Raw genomic sequence first — 23,280 nt, 5'->3', positions numbered from 1 at the left:
CCACATTGTATCAATGTATGTGCTGGCCTGCCCCTGCATCAGCGACCCGGGCCTGAGGGCGAGGGGAATCACGCGGGAATCCGACCTGCGGGCATTCGAGCGGGCGCGGGAGAGGTGCCGCGAGTTCGGGATAGAGATCGTCGACTTGCCCTGCCCTGAAACGCTCTTCCTCGGGAGGGAGAGGGAACCGGGGACTTTCCTCGAGAGGCTCAACAGGGAGGAATTCCTCGCCCTCCTCGGGAGGCTCGCGGCGGAAGTGAGGGAGATTGTGAGGACCCGCGGGCCCCCGCTCTGCATCGTCGGGGTCAACTCGTCGCCGACCTGCGGCGTGGACACGACGTACTACGGGGAGGACGGGACGGGTCCCGCCCTCCGGGAGGGGAGGGGCGTGTTCCTCCGGATGTTTTCCGACATCCCGGCGATCGACGTCACCGACTTCTCCCGGTACCGCGTGTACCTCGCCGCGCCGCTCTTCTCGGCCGCGGAGAGGCGGTACAATGCGTACATCCGGGACCTCCTCGTGTCCCATTATTTCTCGGTCTTCCTCCCTCAGGAGGCAGGCGACGACAGTGGCCACCGCGACGTGCACGGGATGCGAGAGATATTCTCGCGGTGCTGCGCCGAGATCGAGAGGAGCGACGTCCTCGTCGCGATCATCGACGGGGCGGACGCGGACTCGGGAACAGCGTGGGAGATGGGGTACGCCTGCGCGAGGGGAATCCCTGTCGTCGCACTGCGGACGGACTTCAGGAGGGCGGGGCCACATGAGCACGTGAACCTGATGCTTGAGGTCCCGTCGCGGGTCGTCAGGGACGAACGGGAACTGCTGCGGGTGCTGAGGGGGCCAAAAATGATTCAGGGGGAAGAGAAGACATGAATCTGGGTGAGTGTCCCCTTGTAGGTTGCATTCTTCTCTAGCCACCTCACGACATCGCCCTCCGGATTCGCTGCCCATACATCTCCCGTCATGATGTAGTAGACCGTTCTGTTTCCCCGCAAATAGGTTATCCTTTCCAGTTCCCGCACACTGCTCGCGCCGAGGAGGACGGTCTCGTCCGTTTCATTCTTGTAGTAATATTTGAATGGCAGCTCGAGGTACGACGGCACGAGCACGATGATGTCGCCGGGATAAGTCTTTTGCTCCATTATCTTGGCAAGGTCACGCCAGTTCTCCTTCGTGTACCCGCTGTAGTACGAGACCAGGGTAGGAGTATAGCACAGTGCAAACAGCACGATGAAGGAGAATACGACCCATTTTTTCGTGGAAAACCTTCTCGTCCACTGGTACGCGCATGCCATGCCGGGGTAGAACACGGCGAGCAGGAAGATGAGGTACCGCGGGTTCATCGTCATCTTCGAAGAGAGCACGACGGAGAGGAGGAGGGGGAGGGAGATGAGGATCACCCAGAGCACGAAGGTGGACTTGTTCTCGCGGTAGAGGAATAACGCCCCCGCCGCGAAGGTGACAACGAACAGGATGGCGAGAATGGGGGAAAACGACGAGAACCTGGTGAACGTCTCGCTTATCAGGGGGAGTCCCAGCACGCCGTACGTCGGGGGCCTCGCGGTCAGCGTGAAATAGCGCTGGATGACGACAGGGATGAGGGGAGAGATGAGAACGACGAAGGTAAGACCCGAGTAAAACACGTCCTTCAGTGATTCGAGGCTCAAGGATCCCCTCGTCCAGTACGCGTGGAGAACGGCGTGAATGTACACGAAGGAGACGGGAATCGCGGTGTAGAAATGGATCCAGAACGCGAGGGCGGAGAGTATCCCGACCGCTATATAGAACCGGCGTTCACCCGTGCGGAGGACGCGCAGGTAGGAATACAGGAGGATGGAAAAGACGAGGAGCACCAGTGAGTAGGAGTATGCCTCCTGTGAATAGTAGATGTGGAAGGGGGAGAATGCGAGCAGTGCTGCCGCGATCACGCCGACCCTCTCGTCCGCGAGTTCCTTTCCCACAAGGTAGAAGACCGGGATCGTGCATATCCCCGCGATCGCGGGAACGAGTCGGAGGATGAACTCGGAGTTCCCGAGTGCGAGCATGAAGTGCTCGATCCAGTGGAAGAGGGGCGGGTGGAAATCCCCCACCTCCATCGTGTTCCATATCTCCGCGAGCGAACCCTTCGCAGCGTTGTAGGTGAAGGCCTCGTCGAGCCACAGGGAATTGAAATCGAGTTTATAGAAGCGGAGTGTTGCACCGGCCAACGTGAGTGCGGCAAGTACAGGGAGCCAAAAATCCGCGAAAATTATTTTTATTGTCCCCTGTACAGAGCTTCCCGGGACATCAACGGCATCGCGCGAAGGAGATTGTTCAGGCTTCTCAAATGCTCTTGATTTACTCTTTCGTCCCATTTAAATCACCAGAGTATGCCCGGGTCATACCCATTACTTTTTCTCTCCCGGCGGAATCCCTCCCGGGAGATCCCCGTGCTCACGATGCGCGGGGGATCGAGAAAGGTGCATCTTCCACGCCCTGACGATGTTCCCGCTTCTCTCCAGGATGAAATTGTAGTGGAGGATGCCCACTATCTGGATGAGGAATTGGAGGATGATCCGGGGCTTCAGCTTGCTCTTTCCCTGATTTCGGTTCCGGAAGATGAAGGGGATCTCCTTGACAGAATTCCAGTTTCCTTTCCCGAGGATCTCGAATCCCATCCTGAAGCCCCGGGGGGCAAGGGAAGCACCCTCCAGAACCCTCCGGTTGATGGCAAAAAAACCGCTCCCCGAGTCGTGGACAACGGGGATGACGAACCGCCCGAGGACTGCCGCACCGTATGAGAGGATCCTGCGGATGAGCGGCCAGTTCACCGATCCACCGCCCGGGATATAGCGGCTTCCGATGACGATATCCCTATTCTCTTCTTTGAGACACCGGTAAAACTCAGGGATGAGCTCGGGGGGGTGCGAGAAGTCGCAATCGATACACTGGATGTAGTCTGACGGGGAGAGGGAGAAACCATCGTAGAGGGACGGGGAGAGGCCGTGGTTCTCGTGCCTCACGAGGAGACTTAAGTTCCGGTAGCGGGGGATGAGGGACTTGACGATGTCGATCGTCCCGTCCGACGAATTGTCATCGACGACGAGGATATGGCCCCGGATGCCAGACCGGGCGAAGACTTGGTTGACCGCGCTAATAATCGATTCCACGTTCTCTCTCTCGTTGTATGTCGGCACGAGAACCGTCAAGTCGCAGGGTCCACCCGATTTACCCGGATTCGCTAAAAAACCGTGTATCTCGCTTCTCATGCTCCCGCGGGAATTCATGATCCTCTCATTCCCTTCGCGTCGTCGAAATTTATAGGTTGGGTGCTCCTCGCCGTGGCCGGGATCCAGTCCTCCCTCATTTCCTCGCGTGGAAGACGATCGAGACACCCCATCCCCATCTCTCGAAGAACTCGTCGATTTTCAGTCCCGCGCGGAGGAAGGCAGGGGAATTCGTGAGTGCGAAGACGGGGGAGAGGAAGAAGATCGTGCGGGAGGAACGAGAGGTAAAATCCGAGAAGAGCGAAGACAACTCGGGGACCGAGAAGAATCGGAGGTGGGTTTCCCCGTAGTTCCTCCCGTGCCCGAAAACGTCCCACAAGAGCTCGTAAAGACCCCAGATCGAGCGCTCGTTCGGTGTCGTGATCACGACTTCCCCACCGGGGACGAGGACCCTGCGGATCTCTCCTATGACTGCTTCAGGTCTCGGGAGGTGCTCGATTAGCTCCGAGCAGATGACCTGGTTCACGGAGCCCTCGCGGATTGGGAGATGGTGGACATTCGCGAGGATGAAGGATGCCCCCGGGATGTTTTTCCCCCGCGCGTAGAGCAAGGCATTCCTGTTCAAGTCGATTCCGATTACCTCCCCCTTGTACTCTCTCCGCACCGCGGCAATCTGGACTCCGCTGCCACAGCCGAGGTCGAGGAGGACCCCGCCACGGGAATCGAGGGATTTTTCTATCATCTCGGTCTTCCTGCGTTGAAAATAACGCTGGACGAGGAGGTTGGAATTGTATGCCTTCTCGTCAATATCGCCCGGGAATGCCTGGTAATGGGCTTTCAATGCCGATTCATCCTGTGACCGGACAAAAAATCCCTTAATCCCGCACGCATCAACGAGGATCTCGCCTCCCCGGACCACCAGTGCGAACGTCGCCGAGAGTGCAATCGGTATCCCGATGAGAGAGAAGAACGTGATGATCGCTGTTTCCTGGATGCCGAGTCCTGCGGGAGTGAGCGGGACGAGGGAAAAGAGTGTGAGCAGCGGCGAGAGGAAGAATGCGTCGTAGGGGGCCCGGAATACCACGTGGAGCGACATGCCCACGAAGAACCACTGCAGGCCGCGGAGGAGCCAGCCGAGCAGGGCGATGCAGAGGATGAAGGGAACGAATTGTTGGATTTTGCGGCCTTCCTCGCCTATCGCGAGCAATTTGGAACCCAACCGCCACTTCTCGGCGAAATGGCGCACCATTCGCGGGGGATAGAGCGCGAGGAAGTAAAAGGCGAGGATCACGGCGATGGACGTGACAAACACCACGGTGACCGCGAACAGTCCGGGGGAGATGAGGGTCGCGTAGAGGTACCATAGTCCGAGGAGCGCGATCGAGATTTTGAAGAGGAGATCGTAGATGTACGTCGACGTGATCGTTGCCGTGCCTGTCTCGAGGGGGACTCCTCTCTTGTCAAGTACCACGGCAGTATAGAGGTAGCCACTCCGTAGGGGAGTGAAATCAGAGAGGGCCATTCCTGCCATGTGGGCCCAGAACGCGAATTTAAACCTGATTTTTCTCCCCTGGTGCGCGAGGAGCCGCTTGAGCCTGAGGGCCATGAGGAGATTGTTGCAGAAGTAGCAGGCGAGCGCGAGGAGGAAGAACCGGAGGTCTATCGAGGCGATAATTGCGAGGAATTCAGACGCAGAGATAAACGAGAAGATCGCGAGAATGATCGCGATGGCAAGGCCAATCTGGACAAAATGGATAATCTTTCCTGCGCGGTCGCTTCCCATGAGAAAAACCGTCTCTATTCCATATTATTATCCGATTTGTACCACATATATTGGTTCCTCACCGACCCAGGTATATAGTCCGGATACCAACGACGAATACCTCCCGGGGGAGAAACGAGGTGTTTTTCCGTCCACGCCGAAGAGAGGCGGGTACGGAAATGGTTCTGCGATGGACATTTACACCTCGCACGCGAAATCCCCGTATCGCCCGGCGAAAAGGGAATTCTTATCTCGGTGACCGGCGTGAAGACTCCGGTATGGACTTGAAATTTTATAGACCCGGATCTCTCCATTTAGAGAAATTCCCTTATTTGGTCATCCCCGTCATCTTCGCATTCATCCTTTTCCCTCAGGTCTTCGTGCTGAGCAGGGCTTTCATCGCGCAGTTCCACGACATCCTCCAGCTTTCCATGCCCTACCATTTCCACGCTGCAAACCCCGGCGCCCTGTGGAACAACATGTGGATCACGGGGTTCCCCGACTACGCGGGGCCCATCCTCGATCTCTACTACCCGCTCTCTTTCCCCTTTTTCCTCGTCACCCGCGACATCACGGTGATGAACTTCGTCCTCCTCCTCCACGTCGTCATCGCGTTCTTCTCTTTCCGCTCCCTCGGGACCCTCGTCACCCGGGACGAGAGGGTACTCCTCGTCTTCTCCCTCTCCTACGCGTTCTCCGGGGCGGTCCTCGCGAGGCTCGGCCAGACAGTCATCCTCTTTGCCCTCGCGTGGCTGCCCCTCCTCTACTCCTGTTCTCTCAAAATGGCGTTGTTCCGGGACCTCAAAATAAAAAATATCGCGTGTTTCGCTGTTGTCGCCACGCTGTTGGTCTTCACGGGGACGACGTACTACGTCATCTTCGCGGCGATGGTCCTTGGAATCTTCTTCCTGTTTGGCCTGTGGGAAAAGACGGTCGACAGGAAGGCATCTTTCTGCATCTTTGCGGGAATCGCGCTCGCCGGGCTTTTATCGGCGATTAAGTGGATCCCCTCCCTCCTCGTGTCAGGCTCCATCGTGAGGATCGACCCGATCGACCCCCTCTCGGGCGGCGGTCTCCTCGAGCGGAACCTGAGTTCCTTCATCTTCGGAACGACGATCAATTCCCGTTACGGCCTGCACGAGAGCATCGTCCTCGTCGGGGCGGTCCTGTGCATTTTCGCGCTTCTCGGGCTCGTACTCGGGCGCCGTTCGCTCGCGGTCCCCGGTTTCTTCGCGATCGTGCTCGCCTTCTTGTGGGCAGACGGGGGAAACACGCTCCTCTCCTTCATCCACTTCCTCCCCGGCCTTGCGTCCCTCCGTTGCCCCGGGAGGATATTCGCCGCGGTAGTCCCCATCGTCATCCTCCTCGCGGTGGAAGGATTCCTGAAGGCGAGTGCATCCTTCCGGCAGTCCGGGGCGATCGTTCCCGACATCGCGGCCAAGAAGAGGGTTCTCTTTGGGGTTGCCACAGTCCTCCTCGTGAAGCTGCTCGAACTGCCATTCCAGACGGTCCCGCCTGCCGAGGCGATCCTCTCGCTCGTCCTCGTGGGGGGATTCCTCGCGCTGCTCTATTCGGGTAGGGCAACGCAGAGGAACCTTATCCTCTTTCTCGCTTCCGCCCTCCTCATCGAGGCAGTGGTCCTCGTGGAGAATTTCCCGGTCCTCCAGCCCCTGAACGTCGCGAAGATCCTCGTGATGGCGGGAGTTTTCGTCCTCGTAATGTACGGTGCCGACCGCGAGGGGTTCAGGGCCTTCGCGAAAAGTCCCCTCTGCGTCATCCTCCTCGCCGGGTTTTTCGTGACCCTCTGGGGCTGCACGGGCTTCCTCGCAGACTCTGACCCGCGGCTCGGGGAGAGCCCGGGAAAGACAGTTGCGTCGGCGATCGCGGAGATGTCGGAGAGACAGGGGCAGGTCTGGGTCCTCGACACGGGCTGGCCGTTCCAGCACATCGATTTCACCTACTGGTACGTACAGAATGGCCTCCACCCCGTCCGGGCTTACTACGCGTACTTTCTGGAGGGGACACCGGGAGTGAGTTACCGGGTAGGGAACGTCACCTACGCGACGGTGGACTGGGTCGTCGACACGGCGGCGCTCGAGGGCTCCCCGGTCCAGCTTCCGGGAACCCCCATGGTCGTCGCAGGCGTCCCCCTCTACAGGATGGAGCATGTCCTGCCGAACGCCTTCGTGCTGAGGGGCGGGGTTCTCGTCGAGGGGTGCATCGACGAATTTGCGCCCGACAGGGTGGTGCTGAGGGGGCATTTCAATAAAGGCGACATTGCCGTCCTGAAGACCGCTTACTACCCCGGGTGGAAGGTCAACGGCAGGGACGCGGAACCGGCCGGGAACATGGTCTCGGGCACACTCGGGGAGGAGACGGACAGGGTCGAATTCACGTTTGAACCCCTCGATTACAGGGTCGCTCAAGCGTGCACGCTCGCCGGTCTCCTCGCCTTGCTCGCCCTCTTCCTGAAGAGGAGAACCATCGAGGGGTACCTCTCCCCCCCTCCCCCGCGCTCCCCAGGGAAGAACACGGTGCCCGCGGCGGAAAAACCATGATGTCGTCTCCCCCTCCATAGTGTATCGCACATGCCGAACCTCACCGTCGCGGTCATCGGTCCTGCCGGGTACGCCGGTCACCTCGGGAAGAAGGGCACGGTATCCGACATCACCTTCTACAACCAGAAGCGCGACCAGACAACGGTCACCTACGTCGAGCCGAGCAGGTACCCGGAGAGGATCTCGTCGCTCTTCTACGCTGTCTCGATGGCGGACATGGCCCTGCTCGTCGTCGACGAGATCACCCCCGCGTTCGGGGAGTGCGTCCTCATGCTCCATGCCGCGGGCGTGCGCGAGGGGGTCCTCGTCCTGCGGAATTACCTCTCGCCGGACCAGGTCGTCCCCCTCGTCAGGGACACGGTGGTCGGGAACTACGCGCTCCAGCCCGACGACCACAACCTCCTCCGGGAGACCTTCCTCGAGATCGCGGGCGCGAGGGGGGCCCCCGGCGGGGAAGGGAAGCACGGGGCGGTCCCGGTCGACCACTGCTTCCCCGTGAAAGGGGTGGGAACCGTCGTGCTCGGCACCGTCGCGAGGGGTACTGTCAGGGTCCACGACGAGCTCCGGGTGCTCCCGGCAAACAGGGCCGCGCACGTCCGCTCCATCCAGAAGCACGACGACGACGTGCCTTCCGCGTCCGCGGGGGACAGGGTCGGACTCGCCCTCAAGGGCATCGAGGCGGACGGAATCGACCGCGGCGACGTCCTCTCGAACGATCCCTCCCTCGTGGTCTCGGGGATCCACCACGGGAGGGCAGAACTCGTCCGCTACTGGCCCGCCCCGCTGAGGGAGCAGATGGTCGTCCACCTCGGCCACTGGATGCAGTTCGTCCCCGCGAGGGTCGCGTACGTGAACAACAGCGGGGACTGGAGGAGACCCGAGGTGACGTTCCGGTCGGAAAGGGACCTCGTCTACCCCCCCGGGTCCCCGGTCCTCATCCACTACCTCGAGGGGGGCAAGCTCCGCGTGGTGGGGAGGATCGTCCCGGAGTGACCGGGGGCGCGTCCCCCATTCTCCTCCCGGGCGCCATTCTCGATTCCCCTCGCCCTGCGGCCGCCCCGGAGGGGAGGTTAATGATGCGGCGGGGCGAAAGGTGTGGTATGCTACTCGGCGCTCTCATCCCATGGATCATCGCGCTCGTCGCAATCCTCGTCGTGGTGGGAATCATCCTCTACTTCGTCGGGATCTACAACAGGTTCTTCTCCCTGAAGAACGCCTCGGAGGCCACGCTCGGCCAGATACGCGTCGCGATGAAGAAACGTCTCGACATGATCGAGCAGCTCCTCGGCGCGGTTAAGAGCTACGCGGCGTTCGAGCGGGAGACATTCGAGAAGGTCACGGCGATGCGGGCGAGCGTCGGCACGGCCGGGCCGGGAGACCTCAACCAGATCGAGAGGGAGTCCCGGTCGCTCCTCGGGAGGCTCTTTGCCGTGGCCGAGAACTACCCCGACCTCAAGACGAACAGCACGGTCATGAACCTGATGGAGGCCGTGAGGGGCGTCGAGGACGAAATCGCGCGGCAGAGGTACACCTACAACAACATCTCCCAGCAGTACAACACCCTCCGCGACGTCATCCCGTCAAACATCGTCGCCCGCATCCTCGGCCTGCAGAAACTCGAGTACCTCGAGTTCGAGGAAGCGATCCAGACCCCCCCGAGGATCGCGTTCTAGCCGACCCGACCAATGGTGCTCGACAGCGAGAAGAGGGACCTCGCCCTCCTCGTGGCCATCGCAGCCGTCGTGGGCGGCGTGGCAATCGGGATCTCGCTCCTCGTCCCGGCCCTCCTCGAGGGGGACCTCGTGGTCGCGGATTACCGGGCGACACTCCACGAGGACGGAACCTTCGTCGAGGTCTTCTCGTACGAGGTGAAGGCGGGCGGGAAGTACCGGATGCTCTACCGTTACTGGGACGCCCCCCTCTCCACCGCGCCTCTCGATGTGCCGCACGTGAGGCTCACCGGGATGGACGTCCCCGCCGGGACCGTGGGGTACGTGAAGGACAGGCTCGGGGAGGTAACCCTCCACGGCTCCGGGAACCCTGCCCACGCGATGTTCGTCGGGGAGAGGGCAGAACGGAACGAGGTGGGGATCTACAACCCTTCCTACTTCCCGCGGGGGACCTACACCGTCACTTACCGGTACGTCCTCAGCCCGCCCGTGGAGCATGACGCGCGCGATGCCCACCTGAACCTCCGCCTCGTCGACCGCCACGTCCCGTTCCGCAACGTCGAGGTCCGGGTCCCCGCCCGGTACGCGCGCGAGGTCTTCCCCCACCCGCCGGGGCTGTCCGTCTCCCGGGATGGCGGGGCAGTCGTCGTCGCGGGGAGCGTCGCGGGCGACGAGGTCCTCGGGATAGAGGTCCTCTTCCCGGCGGGGGAGATGGGCGGGATCCCCGGCTTTCCCGTGCCTGTGGACGACGTCGCGGGGAAGATCCGGGCAGCAAACCCTGCCTATGATATCATTCCCCTCCTCGCGGCAACCACGCTGCGCGCGCTGAGCGTACTTTCGGTCGTCGCGATGCCGGTCGTCCTCGTCCTCCTCTACGCCCGGTACGGGAGGGAGAGAGAGTTCACTGTCCCGGAGTACCTGAGCTTCACGCCGAACCCGGGGATGAAACCGTGGGCAGTCAACCTCCTCTTCAAGGGGGACCCCATGACGTTCGACCAGGACGGGTTCTACGCGACACTCCTCGACCTCCACAGGAGAGGGTTCATCACGGTAAAGGAGAAACCGGGCGGGAAGGACATCGAGATCTCGGTGCACTCGAAGGCCGGTGCCGACGAGTACGAGCAGAAGGTTCTCTCGTTCCTCAAGGAGGTCGGGGTGGGTGGGAAGGTGGACACGGAATTCGTGCGGGAGCTTGCGGGGAGGGCGACGAGGGACCCATCGGTCGAGAAGCTCCTCCTCAAGTACCAGCGCGACCTCACGATGGTGACGCGGAAGACCGACCCCCGCCTCATCGCGGCGTACGTCGTCGACGGGAGGGACCACGTCATCCCCCTCCTCCTCGTCGCGATCGCGCTCTGCGCGGTCTCGGTCGTTGTCCTCGTCGCCGTGCCCGTCCTCGCCCACCTCCTCGTCCCGGCCGCGGTCCTCTTCGGGGCCTCGGTCGTGCAGGCGGGGATCGCACTCGCGTTCCCCTCCACCCTCTTTGGACACTGGAAGGACGACAGGTACAGGGAGAAGCTCGAGTGGGATGCATTCGCGCGGTTCCTCTCCGACCTTGCCCTCATCAGGCAGTACGCCCCCGCGGACCTCTCCATGTGGGGGGAGTGGCTCGTGTACGGCACCGCGCTCGGCGTCGGGGACAGGGTCGAGCGGGCCATGAGGGAACTGCACGTCCCTCTCCCCGAGGCAGGCGTCCCGCTCGCGAGCGGCCTATCCGCGGCGTTCGTCCCCGTGCTCGCGTTCTCTCCTCCTTCGAGGGGTGGGGGCGCCGGCGGTTTCGGCGGCGGGTCGTTCGGCGGGGGAGGAGGTTTCGGCGGCGGGGGCGTGGGGGGGAGGTGACCGTGCCCCCCACCTGCCGCGGGAGGGATTCGCGTGCAGATCGCTGAGGGCCGGGTCGGGCGCGTCTTCCTCCTCCGCGTCGACCACGGCGAGGACCTGCTCGCGGCGCTGGAAGCGTGCATCGCAGAGAAGGAGATCCGCAGCGGCCTCGTCCACGTCCTCGGTGCAGTCCGTTCTGCCCGCCTCGTGACCGGGCCCGAGGAACCGGTCCTCCCGCCGGTCCCCCACCGCGAGGAGATCGGAGACGGCTGGGAGATCGTCGGCTTTGGGACCATCTCGTGGGAAGGGGGGAGACCCCGCGTCCACCTCCACGCGGGGGCCGGGCGGGGCACGCGCGCGGTGACAGGGTGCGTGAGGGACGCGGCCGAGGTGTACGTCGTCGTCGAGGCGGTGATACTCGAGGTCGCGGGGATCGAGACGGAAAGGGTCCCCGATCCCCTCACCGGGCTCTCCCTCCCCCGCCACGTCCCGGGAGGGCCCGGGTGATAGGGTGAGGAAGAAACAGCCGCGTTTCCTCCCCGTCAGCATGGAGGAGGCAAGAAGACTCGGCATCGACGAGTTCGACGTCGTCATCGTGAGCGGCGATGCCTACGTCGACCACCCCTCCTTCCCCGCGGCGGTCATCGGCCGCGTCCTCTGGGACGCGGGGTTCTCCGTGGGGATCATCCCCCAGCCGGACTGGCGGGGGAGCACGGACTTCCTCGCCCTCGGTACCCCCCGCCTCTTCTTCGCGGTCGCGCCCGGCGCCTGCGATTCCATGGTGAACAACTACACCCCGGCGAAGAAGAGGCGCTCGACGGACGTGTATTCCCCCGGGGGGAGACCGTCGCGGCCAGACCGTGCGGCACTCGTGTACGCGGACAAGCTCCACGCGCTCTTCCCGGAGGTCCCGGTCGTCCTCGGGGGGATAGAAGCGTCGCTGCGGCGGTTTGCCCACTACGACTACTGGTCGGACAGGGTCCGCCAGTCGGTGCTCGCGGACGCGCCCGCAGACATCCTCGTCTTCGGGATGGGGGAGGCGCAGGTCGTGGAGATCGCAAGGAGGATCTCCGCAGGGCTCCTCCCCGGCGATGGCCGCCCGATTCCCGGGACGGTCGAGAAAGTCTCCCCCGCGGAATTCGAGGAGGAGAGGTATCCCGGCCTCGTGGAGATCCCCCCGTACACCGTCGTCGCGGAGGATCCCCGCGAGTACGCGCGCGCGTTTGCCGTCCACTACGGGGAACAGGACCCGTTCCGCGGGAGGCCCGTCGCCCAGAGGCACCCTAAGTGCGTGATCGTCCAGAATCCCCCCGCAAAGCCGCTCTCCCCGCAGGCCCTCGACGCGATCTACGAGCTCCCGTTCGCGAGGGAGGCCCACCCCTCCTACGACCTCCCCATCCCCGCGCTCGAGCCTGTCCGTTTCTCGCTCGTCAGCCACCGGGGATGCTTCGGCGGCTGCTCGTTCTGCGCGATCGCGCACCACCAGGGGCGGATCATCCAGAGCAGGAGCATCGAGTCGCTCGTCCGGGAAGCAAGCCGCCTCGCCTCTCTCCGCGGTTTCTCAGGGGTGATCTCCGACGTGGGCGGACCGACCGCGAACATGTACGGGATGAGGTGCGACAGGTGGGAGAAAGAAGGGACCTGCGCGGAGAGGAGGTGCACGCCCGCCTGCCCGCGCCTGCACACCTCGCACGCGCCGTTCCGGCAACTCCTCTCCCGGCTCTCGGCGGTCCCCGGGGTGAGGAAGGTCCTCGTGAGCTCCGGGGTCCGCCACGACCTCCTCGCCGCGGACGGGTACTCCATCCTCCGGGACCTCTGCGAGTACCACGTCCCGGGGCATCTCAAGGTGGCCCCCGAGCACGTCTCGCCGCGCGTGCTCTCCCTCATGGGGAAGCCCGGCATCGGCGTGTTCCTCGAGTTCTGCGGGGAATTCGGGAGACTGCAGGAGGGGAAGGGGAAGAAGAGCTACATCCTCCCCTACTTCATGTCGGGACACCCCGGCTGCACCGTCGCCGACATGATCGCCCTCGCGGAGTTCGCGCGGGACCACCGCATCCGGGTCGAGCAGGTCCAGGACTTCACACCGACGCCGATGACGGTCTCCACGTGCATGTACCACACGGGTCTCGACCCGTTCACGATGGAGCCTGTCCACGTTCCCCGCGGGAGGGAGAAGAGGATCCAGAGGGCCCTCCTCCAGTACTGGGACCCAAGGAACAGGGCGCTCGTCCGGGAGGCCCTCCTCGCGGCCGGGAGGGGAGACCTCGTAGGGCAAAGCGAGAAGTGCCTCGTGGCCGGGAACGGGAAAGAGAGGTTTTTGGCGCGGGAGCCTAGCGACCGCGCTCCTCGATCCCCTCCGAGTGGCACGGGAGGCATCCCGCCATCTTCTCGTCGAAGATCCTGTACGCGTTCGCGAGGACGGAAGAGTTCGAGATGAGCCCCGCGAGGAGGATGACCTCGAGGATCTCCTCGCGCGTCGCACCCTTCTTCGCGGCTGCCTGCATGTGGTAGCTCGTGCAGTGCCGGCACCGCAGCGCCGCGCCGACGGCCATGCTGATCAGCTCGACGTATTTCGGGTCGAGCGAGCTCGTCCGCGTCACGGCTCCCTTGTAGAGGAGGTGCGAGATGAGGACCTCGGGCCTCTCGGCCATCCGCTTGAATATGAGGGGGGCGTGGCCGTACTCCGCCTCGATGTTCTCCATCCACTCGCGTGCCGTCTCTTCCCCGCCCCGCGAGACGATCTCCTTCAGTGTCTGCTCGAATACGAAAAGGTCATCGCGTGTCATGGCTCGCCCGGGATACATATCCGCCCGGGCCCTACTTTAAGGGTGCGCGTCCCGCTCCCGGGGACCCGCGGGGGTCCCCCCGCAATGCGGCCGAGTTTATATATATCCCCCAGCCAGATCCATGGTGAGGAGATATTCCATGGGAAATCGCACCGGGACGCCGGGGATGGGAACGCTCGCGGTGACCGTGCTCATCCTTTTCGCGGCCGCCGCTCTTTCGGGGTGCATATCGGCAAGGGACCTCGTTCCCGAGCCCCCGCCGCCCGGCATCCCGTCGCCCGCGCCGACGACTCCCCCGCAGGCCGATTCCGGGCGAACCGTCCCCCTCGTGGAGACCGGTTACGGGGCCGGGGAAGAGGCTCCCCGTCACCTCGTGGCGACACCTTACGGGTACGTCCTCACCCGCCCATCACCACGCACCCGGATCTCGATCATCGAGGTGCGGGAGGAGACGGTCGGGGACGGGGAGAAGATCCTCGCGGGGAAGATAAAGAACGACGAGCCGGCCACGATCGGACATATCACCGTCCAGTTCAACCTCTACAACGCGAACGGCCAGCTCGTCGGGAACACCTACGCGAGCGTGAACTCCCTTGCCCCCCAGAAGACGTGGAAGTTCGCGACGCAGCCGTTCCCCGCGAGGGACTACCACCACTACGAGCTCGCGGAGATATTCACTGCGTGAGAAGGGTGGCACAGGCCGGCGGGGATCAGAGCACGAGGTTCGTCTCGGAGAACGGTTTCACGCGCACGAGGATGTAGTCCCTCATGCGGGAGGGAGATACCACGGCGATGTCTCCGACAGTGACCCCCGAGTCGACCTCGATCCCCCGGATGACCGGTGCGAACGTGTCGTAGGGGAGCTTCACCCGGAGCCCCCTCATCTGGACGGTGAGGGGGGTAGGTGAGAGGACGGAATGGATCTCCTCCACGTTCTCCGCGATGATATCCATCAGGCGCGCGGGCGAGATCGAGAGCGGGTCCCGCGCGAGCTCGTCGCGCCGGCGGTCGAGGACGCGCGTGACCTCCGCGACGACCTCCTCGAGCTTCTCTATCTCCGCAGATTCCTTTGTCCTGTGCATGAACCGCCCGATGCCCCCCACGTACCCCTCGACGGGGGGGTCGACTATTCTCCGGAGTGCCTCCGTGGGGGGGCCGCCGCAGAGGACGATCGGGACGTCGATGCCCCTCCGGAGGACCGGGAACTTCCTCTCGATGCAGGCCTCGAAGTCGCCGAGGAGGTAGACGGCGAGGTCGTGCTCGTTGATGATGTCCCTCTCCTCGTCGTTCAGCTGCGCGATCCTCTTGCCAAACCCCCTCGCGAGCCCCACCATGTTGGTCTTCGCCCCGAACCGGCGGATGTACTCGGCGACGTCGCAGGAGGCGTGGGGGAGGTGGTGGATCTCGAGCGAGGGGGAGACGACCGCGATCTCGGTGCCCACGAGGGGCGAGGGGGTGACCTCGCCGGTGAGGGGCTTTCCTATCCTCCTGATGAGGTCGATGTCCTCGCGGGGGACGAGGGCCTGGAGGACGACCTCCTGCGCGATGACGTGTTTCTGGATGATGTACCCGCCGAGGTCCTCGATCAGGTCGACGATCTCGTCGTGCCTGTAAATGCCGCCCTTGTAGGTCACGGGGACGTGCGTCACTCCTCCACCCCCATCAGCGCGAACTTCTCCGCAACGGTCCGCTCGATGTCCTCGGGGAGCGTGTCCTCGCTCGCGACGAGGGAGAACCTGTTCCTCCCGTAGTAATGCCTCCGCACCTTGAAGCCCTCGGGCTGGATGACCTGCAGGGCGTAGATGAGGTCCTTGTAGATGGACTCGCTCGGGTCATAGACCTCGAGCTCGGGGATCGCGGCCTCCTCCCCGCCCTCCCCGCGGGTGACGACGACCGTGAACCTGTCGGGCTGGTCCACGCGGTCCTTCCCGAACTTCTCCCAGAGGACGCGGAGGAGCGGCGCGAGGTACGTCTCGTCCGCGATCGAGATGGTCACGTCCGCGTCCTTCACGCTCACGTCGGAGAAGTCCCTCACCCGCACGACGCCGGGGAGTTTCCTCGTGGTGCCGGCCGCGATGAATATCGGGACCCTCGGGTCGATGAGGATGTGGAGCTTGTGGATGACCCGCAGGAGGTTGTGGTCGAGGAGGACGACCTCGGCGATCTTCCTGTAGTACTCCCTCCCCGCGGGCTCGGGGCATTCCACCTCGAAGTACTCGACTGCCTCCATCACTCCCTCCGGATGAAGCCCGAGGCGAGGAGGGCAGAGCCCACGGCACCGATGTACTGGGAGTGCGGGGGGACGGTGATCGGTACCTGGAGGAGGTCGCCCATGGCGCGGACGAGTCCCTGGATGAGCGACGTCCCGCCCACCATGATGACGGGTTCCTTGATGTCGACTTCCTGCAGCTGCTGCTCGAAGACCTGCTCGGCCACGCTGTGGCAGGCGGCGGCCGCGACATCTTCGGGCGAGCTCCCCGCGGCGAGCGCGTTGACGAGGCTCTGCGTCCCGAAGACGATGCAGTAGCTGTTCATCGGGACGTTCCGGGAGAGTCCCCTCATCGCGAGGGGACCGAGTTCCGTGATGTCCACCCCGAGCCTTTTTGCCGTCATCTCGAGGAACCTGCCGCTCGCGCCCGCGCAGATACCCCCCATCGTGAACGTCCCCGGGATCCCGTCCTGGACGCTGATCGCCTTGTTGTCCATCCCCCCTATGTCGATCACGGTCGAGGGACCGTGCTGGCAGTCCGCGAGGAAGACGGCGCCCTTGGAGTTCACCGTGAGTTCCTCCTGGATAAGATCGGCCTTGAGGTGCTCGCCCACGAGGAACCTGCCGTACCCCGTCGTCCCGACCGCCTGGATCTCGTCCCGCGAGACGCCCGCTGTGGAGAGCGCCTCCTCGACTGCCGCCTCTGCGCTCTTGATCACGCCGGTCGTCGGGACCCACCCCGTCCCGATGATCTTGTTGTCCCGCATCACGACGGCCTTCGTGGTGCTCGATCCCGAGTCGACGCCCATCGTGAGGCCCTCCTGCACCTCACGGGCGAGGAGTGCCCTCCTGCGAGCGATCGTCGTGAGCGCCTCCATCCGCGTGAGGAGGGTGCCGGCGGTCGTCCTCTCGGTGAAGGAGTAGCTCACCACGGGCAGGTCCGAGTTCTCGTGGATGTACCGCCGGAGCTCGTTGCGCACGATCGCGGCCTCGGCGCACCGGAAACAGGTCGCGATGAAGACCGCGTCTGCCTCCACCTTCCCCTCGACGAGCGCAACGGCACGCGCGATGGCGAGCTTGAGGTCGGGGCTCCTCACGATGAGGCCGAACTCGTCAAACGATTTCCTTATATCGGAAAGCTTGATGTCGGGGAAGAAGACCTCTGCGTCTACGGCCGCTGCTGCATCCGCGATCTCCTTCTGAACCCCGCTGTACTCGGGGCCGCAGGAGAGCTGGGCGATCCGGACGCGCGTCATCCCGCACCCCCGGGCAGGGAGTCGAGGAACCTCTTGATCGCGGCCACGAACTCGATGCCCTCCTCCTCGGAGGAGGGGTACTCGAGGTCGAGGACCGGGATCCCCTTCCGCCGGATGAGGAAGGCGAGGAGCTCGTTCGTCCTCGCGCACCCCATGCAGCCGAACGAGAAGTCCGCGTTGTTCACGATGATGGCAGCCTCGGCTTTCTCGAGGAGCGGCCCGTAGATTGCCATCCGCCCCCGGACACCGGACGGGACCTCGACCGCGGCCCACCGGAGGCCTTTTTTCGGGTCCTCGGGCGTGATCTGGAGGGGGGGCGACTCGAGCCCGGGCGTCTGGACAATCTCCCGCACCTGCATCGCGGCGGAGAGGGGGGTGTGGCCGAACCTCGCGACGAGGTCGGAGAGGATGAGGCTCGTCGTGGGATAGATGAAGACGCGTGCCATCGTTTCAGGACCCCCACGACTCGATGATCTCCTTCAGGCGTGACGCACCCAGCTTCTCGCCGCGCCGGGGAACCGGCGGGCGGGGGACCGCTCCGGGATCCCGGGAAGGGAGCGCGGCAAGCCCCCTCGAGATGAACCGGAGGAGGCCCAGCTCGAACTCGTGGCCAAAGAAGCCGGGGCGGGCACCGCCGAGGTTCGCCCTGCACCTGCGCGGGTCCCCCGGGGGAAAACCCCTGTCCTTCACGAAGATGTGGAGGGGGTCTATCGCCCGGAGAGCGGCGACGAGGCGGTCGACATCCTCCTCCTTGCCGGTCACCTGGAGGCCGAAGCACGTCTCCTTGATCATCACCCCCCGGGAGATCTCGTACGCCCGGATGGCAAGGTCCGATGGTGTCATCTCGGGGGTTTCGACAAAGATGTACTTTGTCACGGTGCCGGTATAGCGGGGGGAATACACCTTCATGGTCTCACTTCCCTGATGAATGCGATCTCGTTCTCCTTCAGTGCGGAAAGCTTCCCAAGGTCGAGGACCCGCCCGATGAGGTTCGTTGCCTCGAAGGGTTCGGACGTGGGACCAAACTCCCTGTTCTCCGAGGTCCTCACGCCCACGAGACCCGCCCCCTTCCGCGAGTCGTTCGTGATGGCGAGCGTGCCGGGGAGCACGCGGTCGACCGGGAGGTTCTCGGGGATGATGTGCGTCCCGGGGGGAATACGCGGCCTGAAGAGGTAGACATCCTCGAACTGGAAGAAGAAGGGGATCCTGCCCACCCTATGCCTGTCAAGGCCCGTGAGCTTCCGGAAGACCGCGCAGGATTCCGGCGCGTGGGCGTCGTCGAGGGCGATGTCGATTATCTTCTCCAGGGGGACAGCCTCGAGCGTGACGGAACCCGCCGCGAGTGCCTCGAGGGTGGTCGCGGGCTGCTGGTCCACCACGACGAGGTCCTTGCCCTCTCCCCGGGCGGTGACAGCGACCCCCCTGAAAGCAGCAACCCCCTCTGCCTCGGAGAGGAAGAGACCCACGAGGTCGAAGCGCGGTGGTTCGACCTCGATCCGGATCGTCTCCCCGGCGCGGGCGAGGCGCGCGAGCTCGATCCCGTGGGTGACCTGGCCGGCGAGCGTGTGGGAAGCCGACGCGGGGACGTCCCGCGTGTAGATGTAGAGTGCCCCGGACGACCTCCCCCTCGTGCGGACCATCAGGTGCCCCTCGCGCCGGGGCGCCCTCACCTCGAACGGCACGGGCGTCCCCGCCATCCTCTCGTCCTCTATGTAGGTGCTCGACGCCCTCCCGACGACGAACCTGTTTCCCGCGAGGGCGAGGAGCACGTGTTCCACCGACTCGGCGGCATCCGTGGCGTGGACCCGCCCCCCCGCGTAACCGTGTGCCGTGACCCGGACGTGGGTCACGATCTCCATCCCGTCCTCGAGGGGGAGGGAGCCGTCGTTCGTCGAGAAAGACCTGCTCGTGTCGGCCCAGTTGAGGACGGGGACGACCTGCTCGATCCGGTCGCCGGAGGTCCACCTGTCGATGAGCCCCCTCCCGTACACGACCCTCCCTATCACCCCCCCGCCGGCGGCAGCCCCGTGGTCCGCGGCGTGGCGGAGCCGGGAGAAGACGAGGTAGGAACGGCCGGCGTCGTAGCCACCGCACCCGAGGACGAGGTCGCCGCGCTCGTAGAGGTGGGGTTTCCGGGCGGGCACGAAGCGGGAGGGGAACGGGCCGAATGCCGCGGCGTACCTGTCGGACCAGTGGAGCGGGAGCGGGAGCTGGAGATCGGGGGACTGCAGGAGCGCGCGCCCCTCCGGCAGGAGCTCGACGACGACCTCGCCTGCCGAGGTGACCAGCCTCATGCTCCCGGTCTCGGTCGATTCCCGCGCACCTGCCCGGATCACCCCGACGGAACAGGACCAGTCCCACCCGGGGAGGACGTCTCGCAGCGTCGCCCCTTCGTTCGCGAGGCGTCTCTCCCCGTCGACGAGGAGGGTAATCATCCGGTCCTCAGCCCCTCACGCAGGCGCGGCCCGGCCCATGACCTCCCGTTCTTCCGCGGTGAGGGTCGAGAGGACGTCCGCGGTCTTCCCGATGGCGACGATCTTGCCCCCCCTCATGAGGGCGAGCCGGTCGCAGATGTCCCTCACGAAGTCGATGTCGTGGGAGACCACGATGAACGTCTCCTCCATCTCGTCCCTCGCGTGCAGGATCGAGTGCTTCACGTCCACCTTGGTGAGGGGGTCCATGGTCCCCGTCGGCTCGTCGAGGATGACCATGCGGGGCTCGCGGATGAGGACCTGGGCGAGGGCGACCCTGTGGCGCTCCCCCTCGGAGAGCTGCCCCGGGTACCTGTCGAGGATCTCCCTGCTCTTCTCCTCGGAGAACCCTGCCATCCGGAGCGTGAGGATGGCCTTCCTCATCGCGAGCTCCTTGGGGAACTCGAGGCCGATCGCGTCCGTGAGGTTGTCGAGCACGGTCCTGTGGGGGTAGAGGTCGTATTCCTGGTGGAGGAGCCCGATGTACCCCTTCGCCCTCCCCCTGTTCTCGATGCCGGGCTTCGTCATGTCCACGGCGTCGTCCCCGATCCTGATGATCATCTCCCCTGCCGTGGGCTCGATGACGCCCGCCATGATGCGCGAGAGCGTCGTCTTCCCCGCACCGCTCTTGCCGATAATCCCGAATATCTCCTTCTCGCGGACGTCGAACGAGACACCGTTGACCGCCCGCACGACCCCCCTGTCGACCGAGATGTAGCGCTTGTACACGTCCCGCGCGATCAGGATCTCCTTGCCGAACTCCGGGACGTGGTAGGTCTCCGTGTCGGAGAGGTCCGCCATGAACCTCGAGATGACCTCCTCGGGCGAGCCGAGCATCGCGATGGACCCGTCCACGAGGAGCATGGCCCTGTCCGCGACCGACTTTATCACCTGGGAGAAGTGGGACGTGACGACCATTCCCATGTGGTTCCTCTCGCACGCCTCGATCAGCATCCGGTGGACGAGGTCGGCGGTCTCGGGATCGAGGGTCCCCGTCGGTTCGTCCGCGAAGAGGAGGAACGGCTCCTTTGCAAGTTGCCTCGCGAGCACGACCCGCTGCTTCTCCCCGCCGGAGAGGTCGCGGGCGATGTGCATCATCCTGTGCGAGAGCCTCACCTGGTCGAGGAGGTCGGCTGCCCTGTTGATCGCCTTGTCCTGGGGATAGTCGATGTCGTCGAGGGCGTGGAGCACGTTCTCGATCACCCTGTCGTTGCCGTACAGGGCAAACGTCCTCTGGAACATGATCGCCGTCCTCCGCATCAGCCGGCGACGGAGCCCCTCGTCCTCCTCGTTCCAGAGGTCGATGTCCCGTGCCGAGAGCACCCCGCCGCACGTGGGACACGCCTCGCCTGCCATGCTCCCTACCCCGATGTACGGGCAGGAGTCGCAGACGGCGACATGGTAGATGATATGCCCCGAGGTGGGTGGTTGCTCCACGCCCCTGAGAAGGTGCATGAGTACGGTCTTTCCTGCCCCGCTGCGCCCGATGATCCCCAGGACCTCACCTTCATAGATCTCAAAAGAGATATTCTTCAGGACTTTCTTCCCGTCGAAGTCCATGCGAAGATCTTTCACGGTGATCAGGGGCTTCATTTACAGTCCTCTTACTAGAGAATGTGGCGCGGGGTGCATATTTCTTTTCATGCATCACCCAATCTCCCGGCACGGCCCGCGCAAATCGCGGAGTCTCCCGACGATTCCCGCGACCTCCCTCACGTTCTTCACCACGTGGTCGGCAGCCGCGTAGAGGTCCGGGTGCCTCTCGCCCGGCTGCTCGACCGAGAGGATCGCGACGTCTGCTGCCCTCATGGCGGGGAGGTCATTGATCCCGTCCCCGACCATCACGACGCAGTCGTACGTCCCGCGGAGGTCCTCGACGATCCGTGCCTTCACGGTGGGGGTCGCGACGCCAAAGACCCTGTCGCGGGGAATCCCGAGGTGGTCTGCCATCTTCTCGAGTTTCTCGACGCGGTCGCCCGACGCGATGAAGGCGGGGATCCCCATCCTGTGGAGGGCGCTGATCGTCTCGCGGGCACCCTCGAACGGGCGGCCGCCGGTCGTGACCGCGAACTCGATGCCCGGGAGCGAGACGTTCAGGATCACCCCGCTGTTCAGCGTGACGACAGACTCTTCCCTGCAGACCTGCCAGACGTTCCGGATGCAGTCCTTGAGGTCCCCGACCTTCCCGTGGGGGGAATGGTAGAGGATGCCGGCGACGTCGTCGGCGTCGATGACCCCGCGCGTGCAGCTGATCCCGAACCCCACCTTCTGCTCGCGCAGGAACCCCGAGAGGGAGACGTCGTCGGGTGCCGCGACCACGTCGCGGCTGCGGACGTGGAGGACGACGAGGACGCGGTCGGGGGACTCGAACGTGAGGCTCACGGTCTCGACGCCGGGGAGGAGTTCCCCGGTGAGCACGTTCTTTGCGACCCTGTAGGTGTGCAGGAGTGTCCCCGCACTGTCAAAGACCACGGCAACCGACATGGGATGGCACGGCACCCCGCGATGTCCATAATTATTTACGCCCGTGGGCACTGAAGTACTCGAGTACTACCGATGCTCACTGAGACCGCGGAGAAGATAAAGAGCATGGAGATAAGGGGGGCGGGCCGGATCGCCCGGGCAGCCGTCGCAGCCCTCCGGGAGCACGCGTCGTCCGTGCAGGCACGCTCCGTCGCCGAGTTCAGGGAGAAGCTCGAGGAGGCCGCGTCCATCCTCCTCTCCACGAGGCCGACGGCGGTCTCGCTCCCGAACGCGATCCACACGGTCATGGCGGCACTGCGGGCCGGGCACTCGTCCGTGGGGGAGGCGAGGGAGGCTTTCGTCGGGGCGTGCGAGTCATTCATCGCATCGTCGGGGGAGGCCGTCGCGAGGATAGGGGAGATCGGGGCCCGCCACATCAGGGACGGCGACGTCCTCCTCACCCACTGCAACTCCGAGGCTGCACTCGCGTGCATCCTCGAGGCGTGGAGGGTCGGCAGGGACATCTCGGTCTTCGCGACGGAGGTGCGCCCGCGCAACCAGGGCCTCCTCACGATCGCGACGCTCGACGAGGCGGGGATACCCACGAACTACATCGTCGACTCCGCCGCCCGCCACTTCATGCACGAGGTCGACCTCGTCGTCGTGGGGGCGGACGCGATCGCGGTCAACGGCGCGGTCGTGAACAAGATCGGGACGTCCCAGATCGCCCTCGCGGCCCACGAGGCGAGGACGAGGGTGATGGTCGCCGCGGAGACCTACAAGTTCGCCCCCCGGACGATCCTCGGGGAGTACATCCAGATCGAGGAGAGGGACCCATCCGAGGTCCTCCCGGCCGAGATCGCCGGGAAGTTCCGGCACGTGCGGGCGAGGAACCCCGCATTCGACGTCACCCCCGCCGAGTACGTCGACCTCATCGTGACCGAGGTGGGGGCGATCCCCCCGCAGATGGCGTACATCATCATCAGGGACGTCCTCGGGTGGGAAGTCGGGGACTTCGCGCACGCCCACCCTTTCCGGAAGGGAGAGGGGGGGCGGCACTCCCCAGGAGAGTGAGGA

General features: G+C 64.4%; 21 protein-coding genes. 9 read left to right on the top strand and 12 right to left on the bottom strand.

The window, feature by feature from the left end; all coding sequences use genetic code 11:
- Positions 1-13 precede the first annotated feature (13 nt).
- Complete coding sequence (locus tag QFX32_04655; protein MDI9633331.1) at positions 14-877, top strand: nucleoside 2-deoxyribosyltransferase; 864 nt, start codon at positions 14-16, stop codon at positions 875-877.
- Here the strand turns inward: QFX32_04655 and QFX32_04650 are convergent.
- From QFX32_04650 to QFX32_04640, 3 genes are all read right to left on the bottom strand, one after another.
- Complete coding sequence (locus QFX32_04650; GenBank protein MDI9633330.1) at positions 856-2,211, bottom strand: glycosyltransferase family 39 protein; 1,356 nt, start codon at positions 2,209-2,211, stop codon at positions 856-858. The two genes, QFX32_04655 and QFX32_04650, sit on opposite strands and share 22 nt — an antisense overlap.
- Positions 2,212-2,391: 180 nt before the next feature.
- Complete coding sequence (locus QFX32_04645; GenBank protein MDI9633329.1) at positions 2,392-3,192, bottom strand: polyprenol monophosphomannose synthase; 801 nt, start codon at positions 3,190-3,192, stop codon at positions 2,392-2,394.
- Between the two features lie 154 nt (positions 3,193-3,346).
- Positions 3,347-4,993, bottom strand: a complete 1,647-nt coding sequence (locus tag QFX32_04640; protein ID MDI9633328.1) for a flippase-like domain-containing protein — start codon at positions 4,991-4,993, stop codon at positions 3,347-3,349.
- 311 nt (positions 4,994-5,304) lie between these two features.
- On the opposite strand from QFX32_04640, the gene QFX32_04635 reads away from it, so the two are divergent.
- The 6 genes from QFX32_04635 to QFX32_04610 all read left to right on the top strand — a co-directional run bounded on the left by QFX32_04635 (position 5,305) and on the right by QFX32_04610 (position 13,455).
- Positions 5,305-7,530 carry a hypothetical protein gene (locus QFX32_04635; protein ID MDI9633327.1) on the top strand — a complete coding sequence of 742 codons (2,226 nt, stop codon included), beginning with the start codon at positions 5,305-5,307 and terminating at the stop codon, positions 7,528-7,530.
- Positions 7,531-7,560: 30 nt separating this feature from the next.
- Complete coding sequence (locus tag QFX32_04630) at positions 7,561-8,523, top strand: EF-Tu/IF-2/RF-3 family GTPase (GenBank protein ID MDI9633326.1); 963 nt, start codon at positions 7,561-7,563, stop codon at positions 8,521-8,523.
- Between the two features lie 107 nt (positions 8,524-8,630).
- Entirely contained in the window at positions 8,631-9,203 is a 573-nt protein-coding gene (locus tag QFX32_04625) for a LemA family protein (GenBank protein MDI9633325.1), read from the top strand.
- 12 nt (positions 9,204-9,215) lie between these two features.
- Positions 9,216-11,039: a DUF2207 domain-containing protein gene (locus QFX32_04620; GenBank protein MDI9633324.1), complete on the top strand. Its 1,824-nt coding sequence runs from the start codon at positions 9,216-9,218 to the stop codon at positions 11,037-11,039.
- Positions 11,040-11,072: 33 nt separating this feature from the next.
- Positions 11,073-11,525, top strand: coding sequence for a DNA-binding protein (locus QFX32_04615; GenBank protein MDI9633323.1), 453 nt, complete (start codon positions 11,073-11,075; stop codon positions 11,523-11,525).
- Between the two features lie 4 nt (positions 11,526-11,529).
- Complete coding sequence (locus QFX32_04610) at positions 11,530-13,455, top strand: YgiQ family radical SAM protein (GenBank protein ID MDI9633322.1); 1,926 nt, start codon at positions 11,530-11,532, stop codon at positions 13,453-13,455.
- On the opposite strand, the gene QFX32_04605 is transcribed toward QFX32_04610, so the two are convergent.
- Positions 13,349-13,804 (bottom strand): carboxymuconolactone decarboxylase family protein, encoded by a 456-nt coding sequence (locus tag QFX32_04605; protein MDI9633321.1) that lies wholly within the window; start codon positions 13,802-13,804, stop codon positions 13,349-13,351. The two genes, QFX32_04610 and QFX32_04605, sit on opposite strands and share 107 nt — an antisense overlap.
- A 139-nt stretch (positions 13,805-13,943) precedes the next feature.
- Here QFX32_04605 and QFX32_04600 point away from each other — a divergent pair, with 139 nt between their 5' ends.
- Positions 13,944-14,489: an FxLYD domain-containing protein gene (locus tag QFX32_04600; protein ID MDI9633320.1), complete on the top strand. Its 546-nt coding sequence runs from the start codon at positions 13,944-13,946 to the stop codon at positions 14,487-14,489.
- Between the two features lie 25 nt (positions 14,490-14,514).
- On the opposite strand, the gene QFX32_04595 is transcribed toward QFX32_04600, so the two are convergent.
- The 8 genes from QFX32_04595 to QFX32_04560 are packed head-to-tail and all read right to left on the bottom strand — an operon-like array spanning position 14,515 to position 22,224.
- On the bottom strand, positions 14,515-15,453 hold the full coding sequence (locus QFX32_04595) for a methanogenesis marker 7 protein (GenBank protein ID MDI9633319.1): 939 nt from the start codon (positions 15,451-15,453) through the stop codon (positions 14,515-14,517).
- The gene (locus tag QFX32_04590) at positions 15,450-16,034 is read right to left on the bottom strand and encodes a methanogenesis marker 17 protein (protein MDI9633318.1); all 585 of its coding nucleotides are present in this window, start codon (positions 16,032-16,034) and stop codon (positions 15,450-15,452) included. The genes QFX32_04595 and QFX32_04590 overlap by 4 nt, the downstream gene beginning before the upstream one ends.
- The gene (locus QFX32_04585) at positions 16,034-17,269 is read right to left on the bottom strand and encodes a methanogenesis marker 15 protein (GenBank protein MDI9633317.1); all 1,236 of its coding nucleotides are present in this window, start codon (positions 17,267-17,269) and stop codon (positions 16,034-16,036) included. Before QFX32_04585 ends, QFX32_04590 begins: the two co-directional genes overlap by 1 nt.
- The gene (locus tag QFX32_04580; GenBank protein MDI9633316.1) at positions 17,266-17,715 is read right to left on the bottom strand and encodes a methanogenesis marker 5 protein; all 450 of its coding nucleotides are present in this window, start codon (positions 17,713-17,715) and stop codon (positions 17,266-17,268) included. The genes QFX32_04585 and QFX32_04580 overlap by 4 nt, the downstream gene beginning before the upstream one ends.
- Before the next feature lie 4 nt (positions 17,716-17,719).
- Positions 17,720-18,178: a methanogenesis marker 6 protein gene (locus QFX32_04575; protein ID MDI9633315.1), complete on the bottom strand. Its 459-nt coding sequence runs from the start codon at positions 18,176-18,178 to the stop codon at positions 17,720-17,722.
- Positions 18,175-19,704: a methanogenesis marker 3 protein gene (locus tag QFX32_04570; GenBank protein MDI9633314.1), complete on the bottom strand. Its 1,530-nt coding sequence runs from the start codon at positions 19,702-19,704 to the stop codon at positions 18,175-18,177. Before QFX32_04570 ends, QFX32_04575 begins: the two co-directional genes overlap by 4 nt.
- Before the next feature lie 15 nt (positions 19,705-19,719).
- Positions 19,720-21,333, bottom strand: a complete 1,614-nt coding sequence (gene atwA, locus QFX32_04565; protein ID MDI9633313.1) for a methyl coenzyme M reductase system, component A2 — start codon at positions 21,331-21,333, stop codon at positions 19,720-19,722.
- Positions 21,334-21,387: 54 nt separating this feature from the next.
- Positions 21,388-22,224, bottom strand: coding sequence for an HAD-IC family P-type ATPase (locus tag QFX32_04560; protein ID MDI9633312.1), 837 nt, complete (start codon positions 22,222-22,224; stop codon positions 21,388-21,390).
- A gap of 72 nt (positions 22,225-22,296) precedes the next feature.
- Between QFX32_04560 and QFX32_04555 the strand changes: the two genes are divergently transcribed.
- On the top strand, positions 22,297-23,277 hold the full coding sequence (locus QFX32_04555; protein MDI9633311.1) for a ribose 1,5-bisphosphate isomerase: 981 nt from the start codon (positions 22,297-22,299) through the stop codon (positions 23,275-23,277).
- Positions 23,278-23,280 lie beyond the last annotated feature (3 nt).

Origin of the sequence: Methanolinea sp., assembly GCA_030055515.1 — an archaeon.
GTDB lineage: Archaea > Halobacteriota > Methanomicrobia > Methanomicrobiales > Methanospirillaceae > Methanolinea_A.
This window is presented reverse-complemented; position numbering and strand designations above follow the sequence as displayed.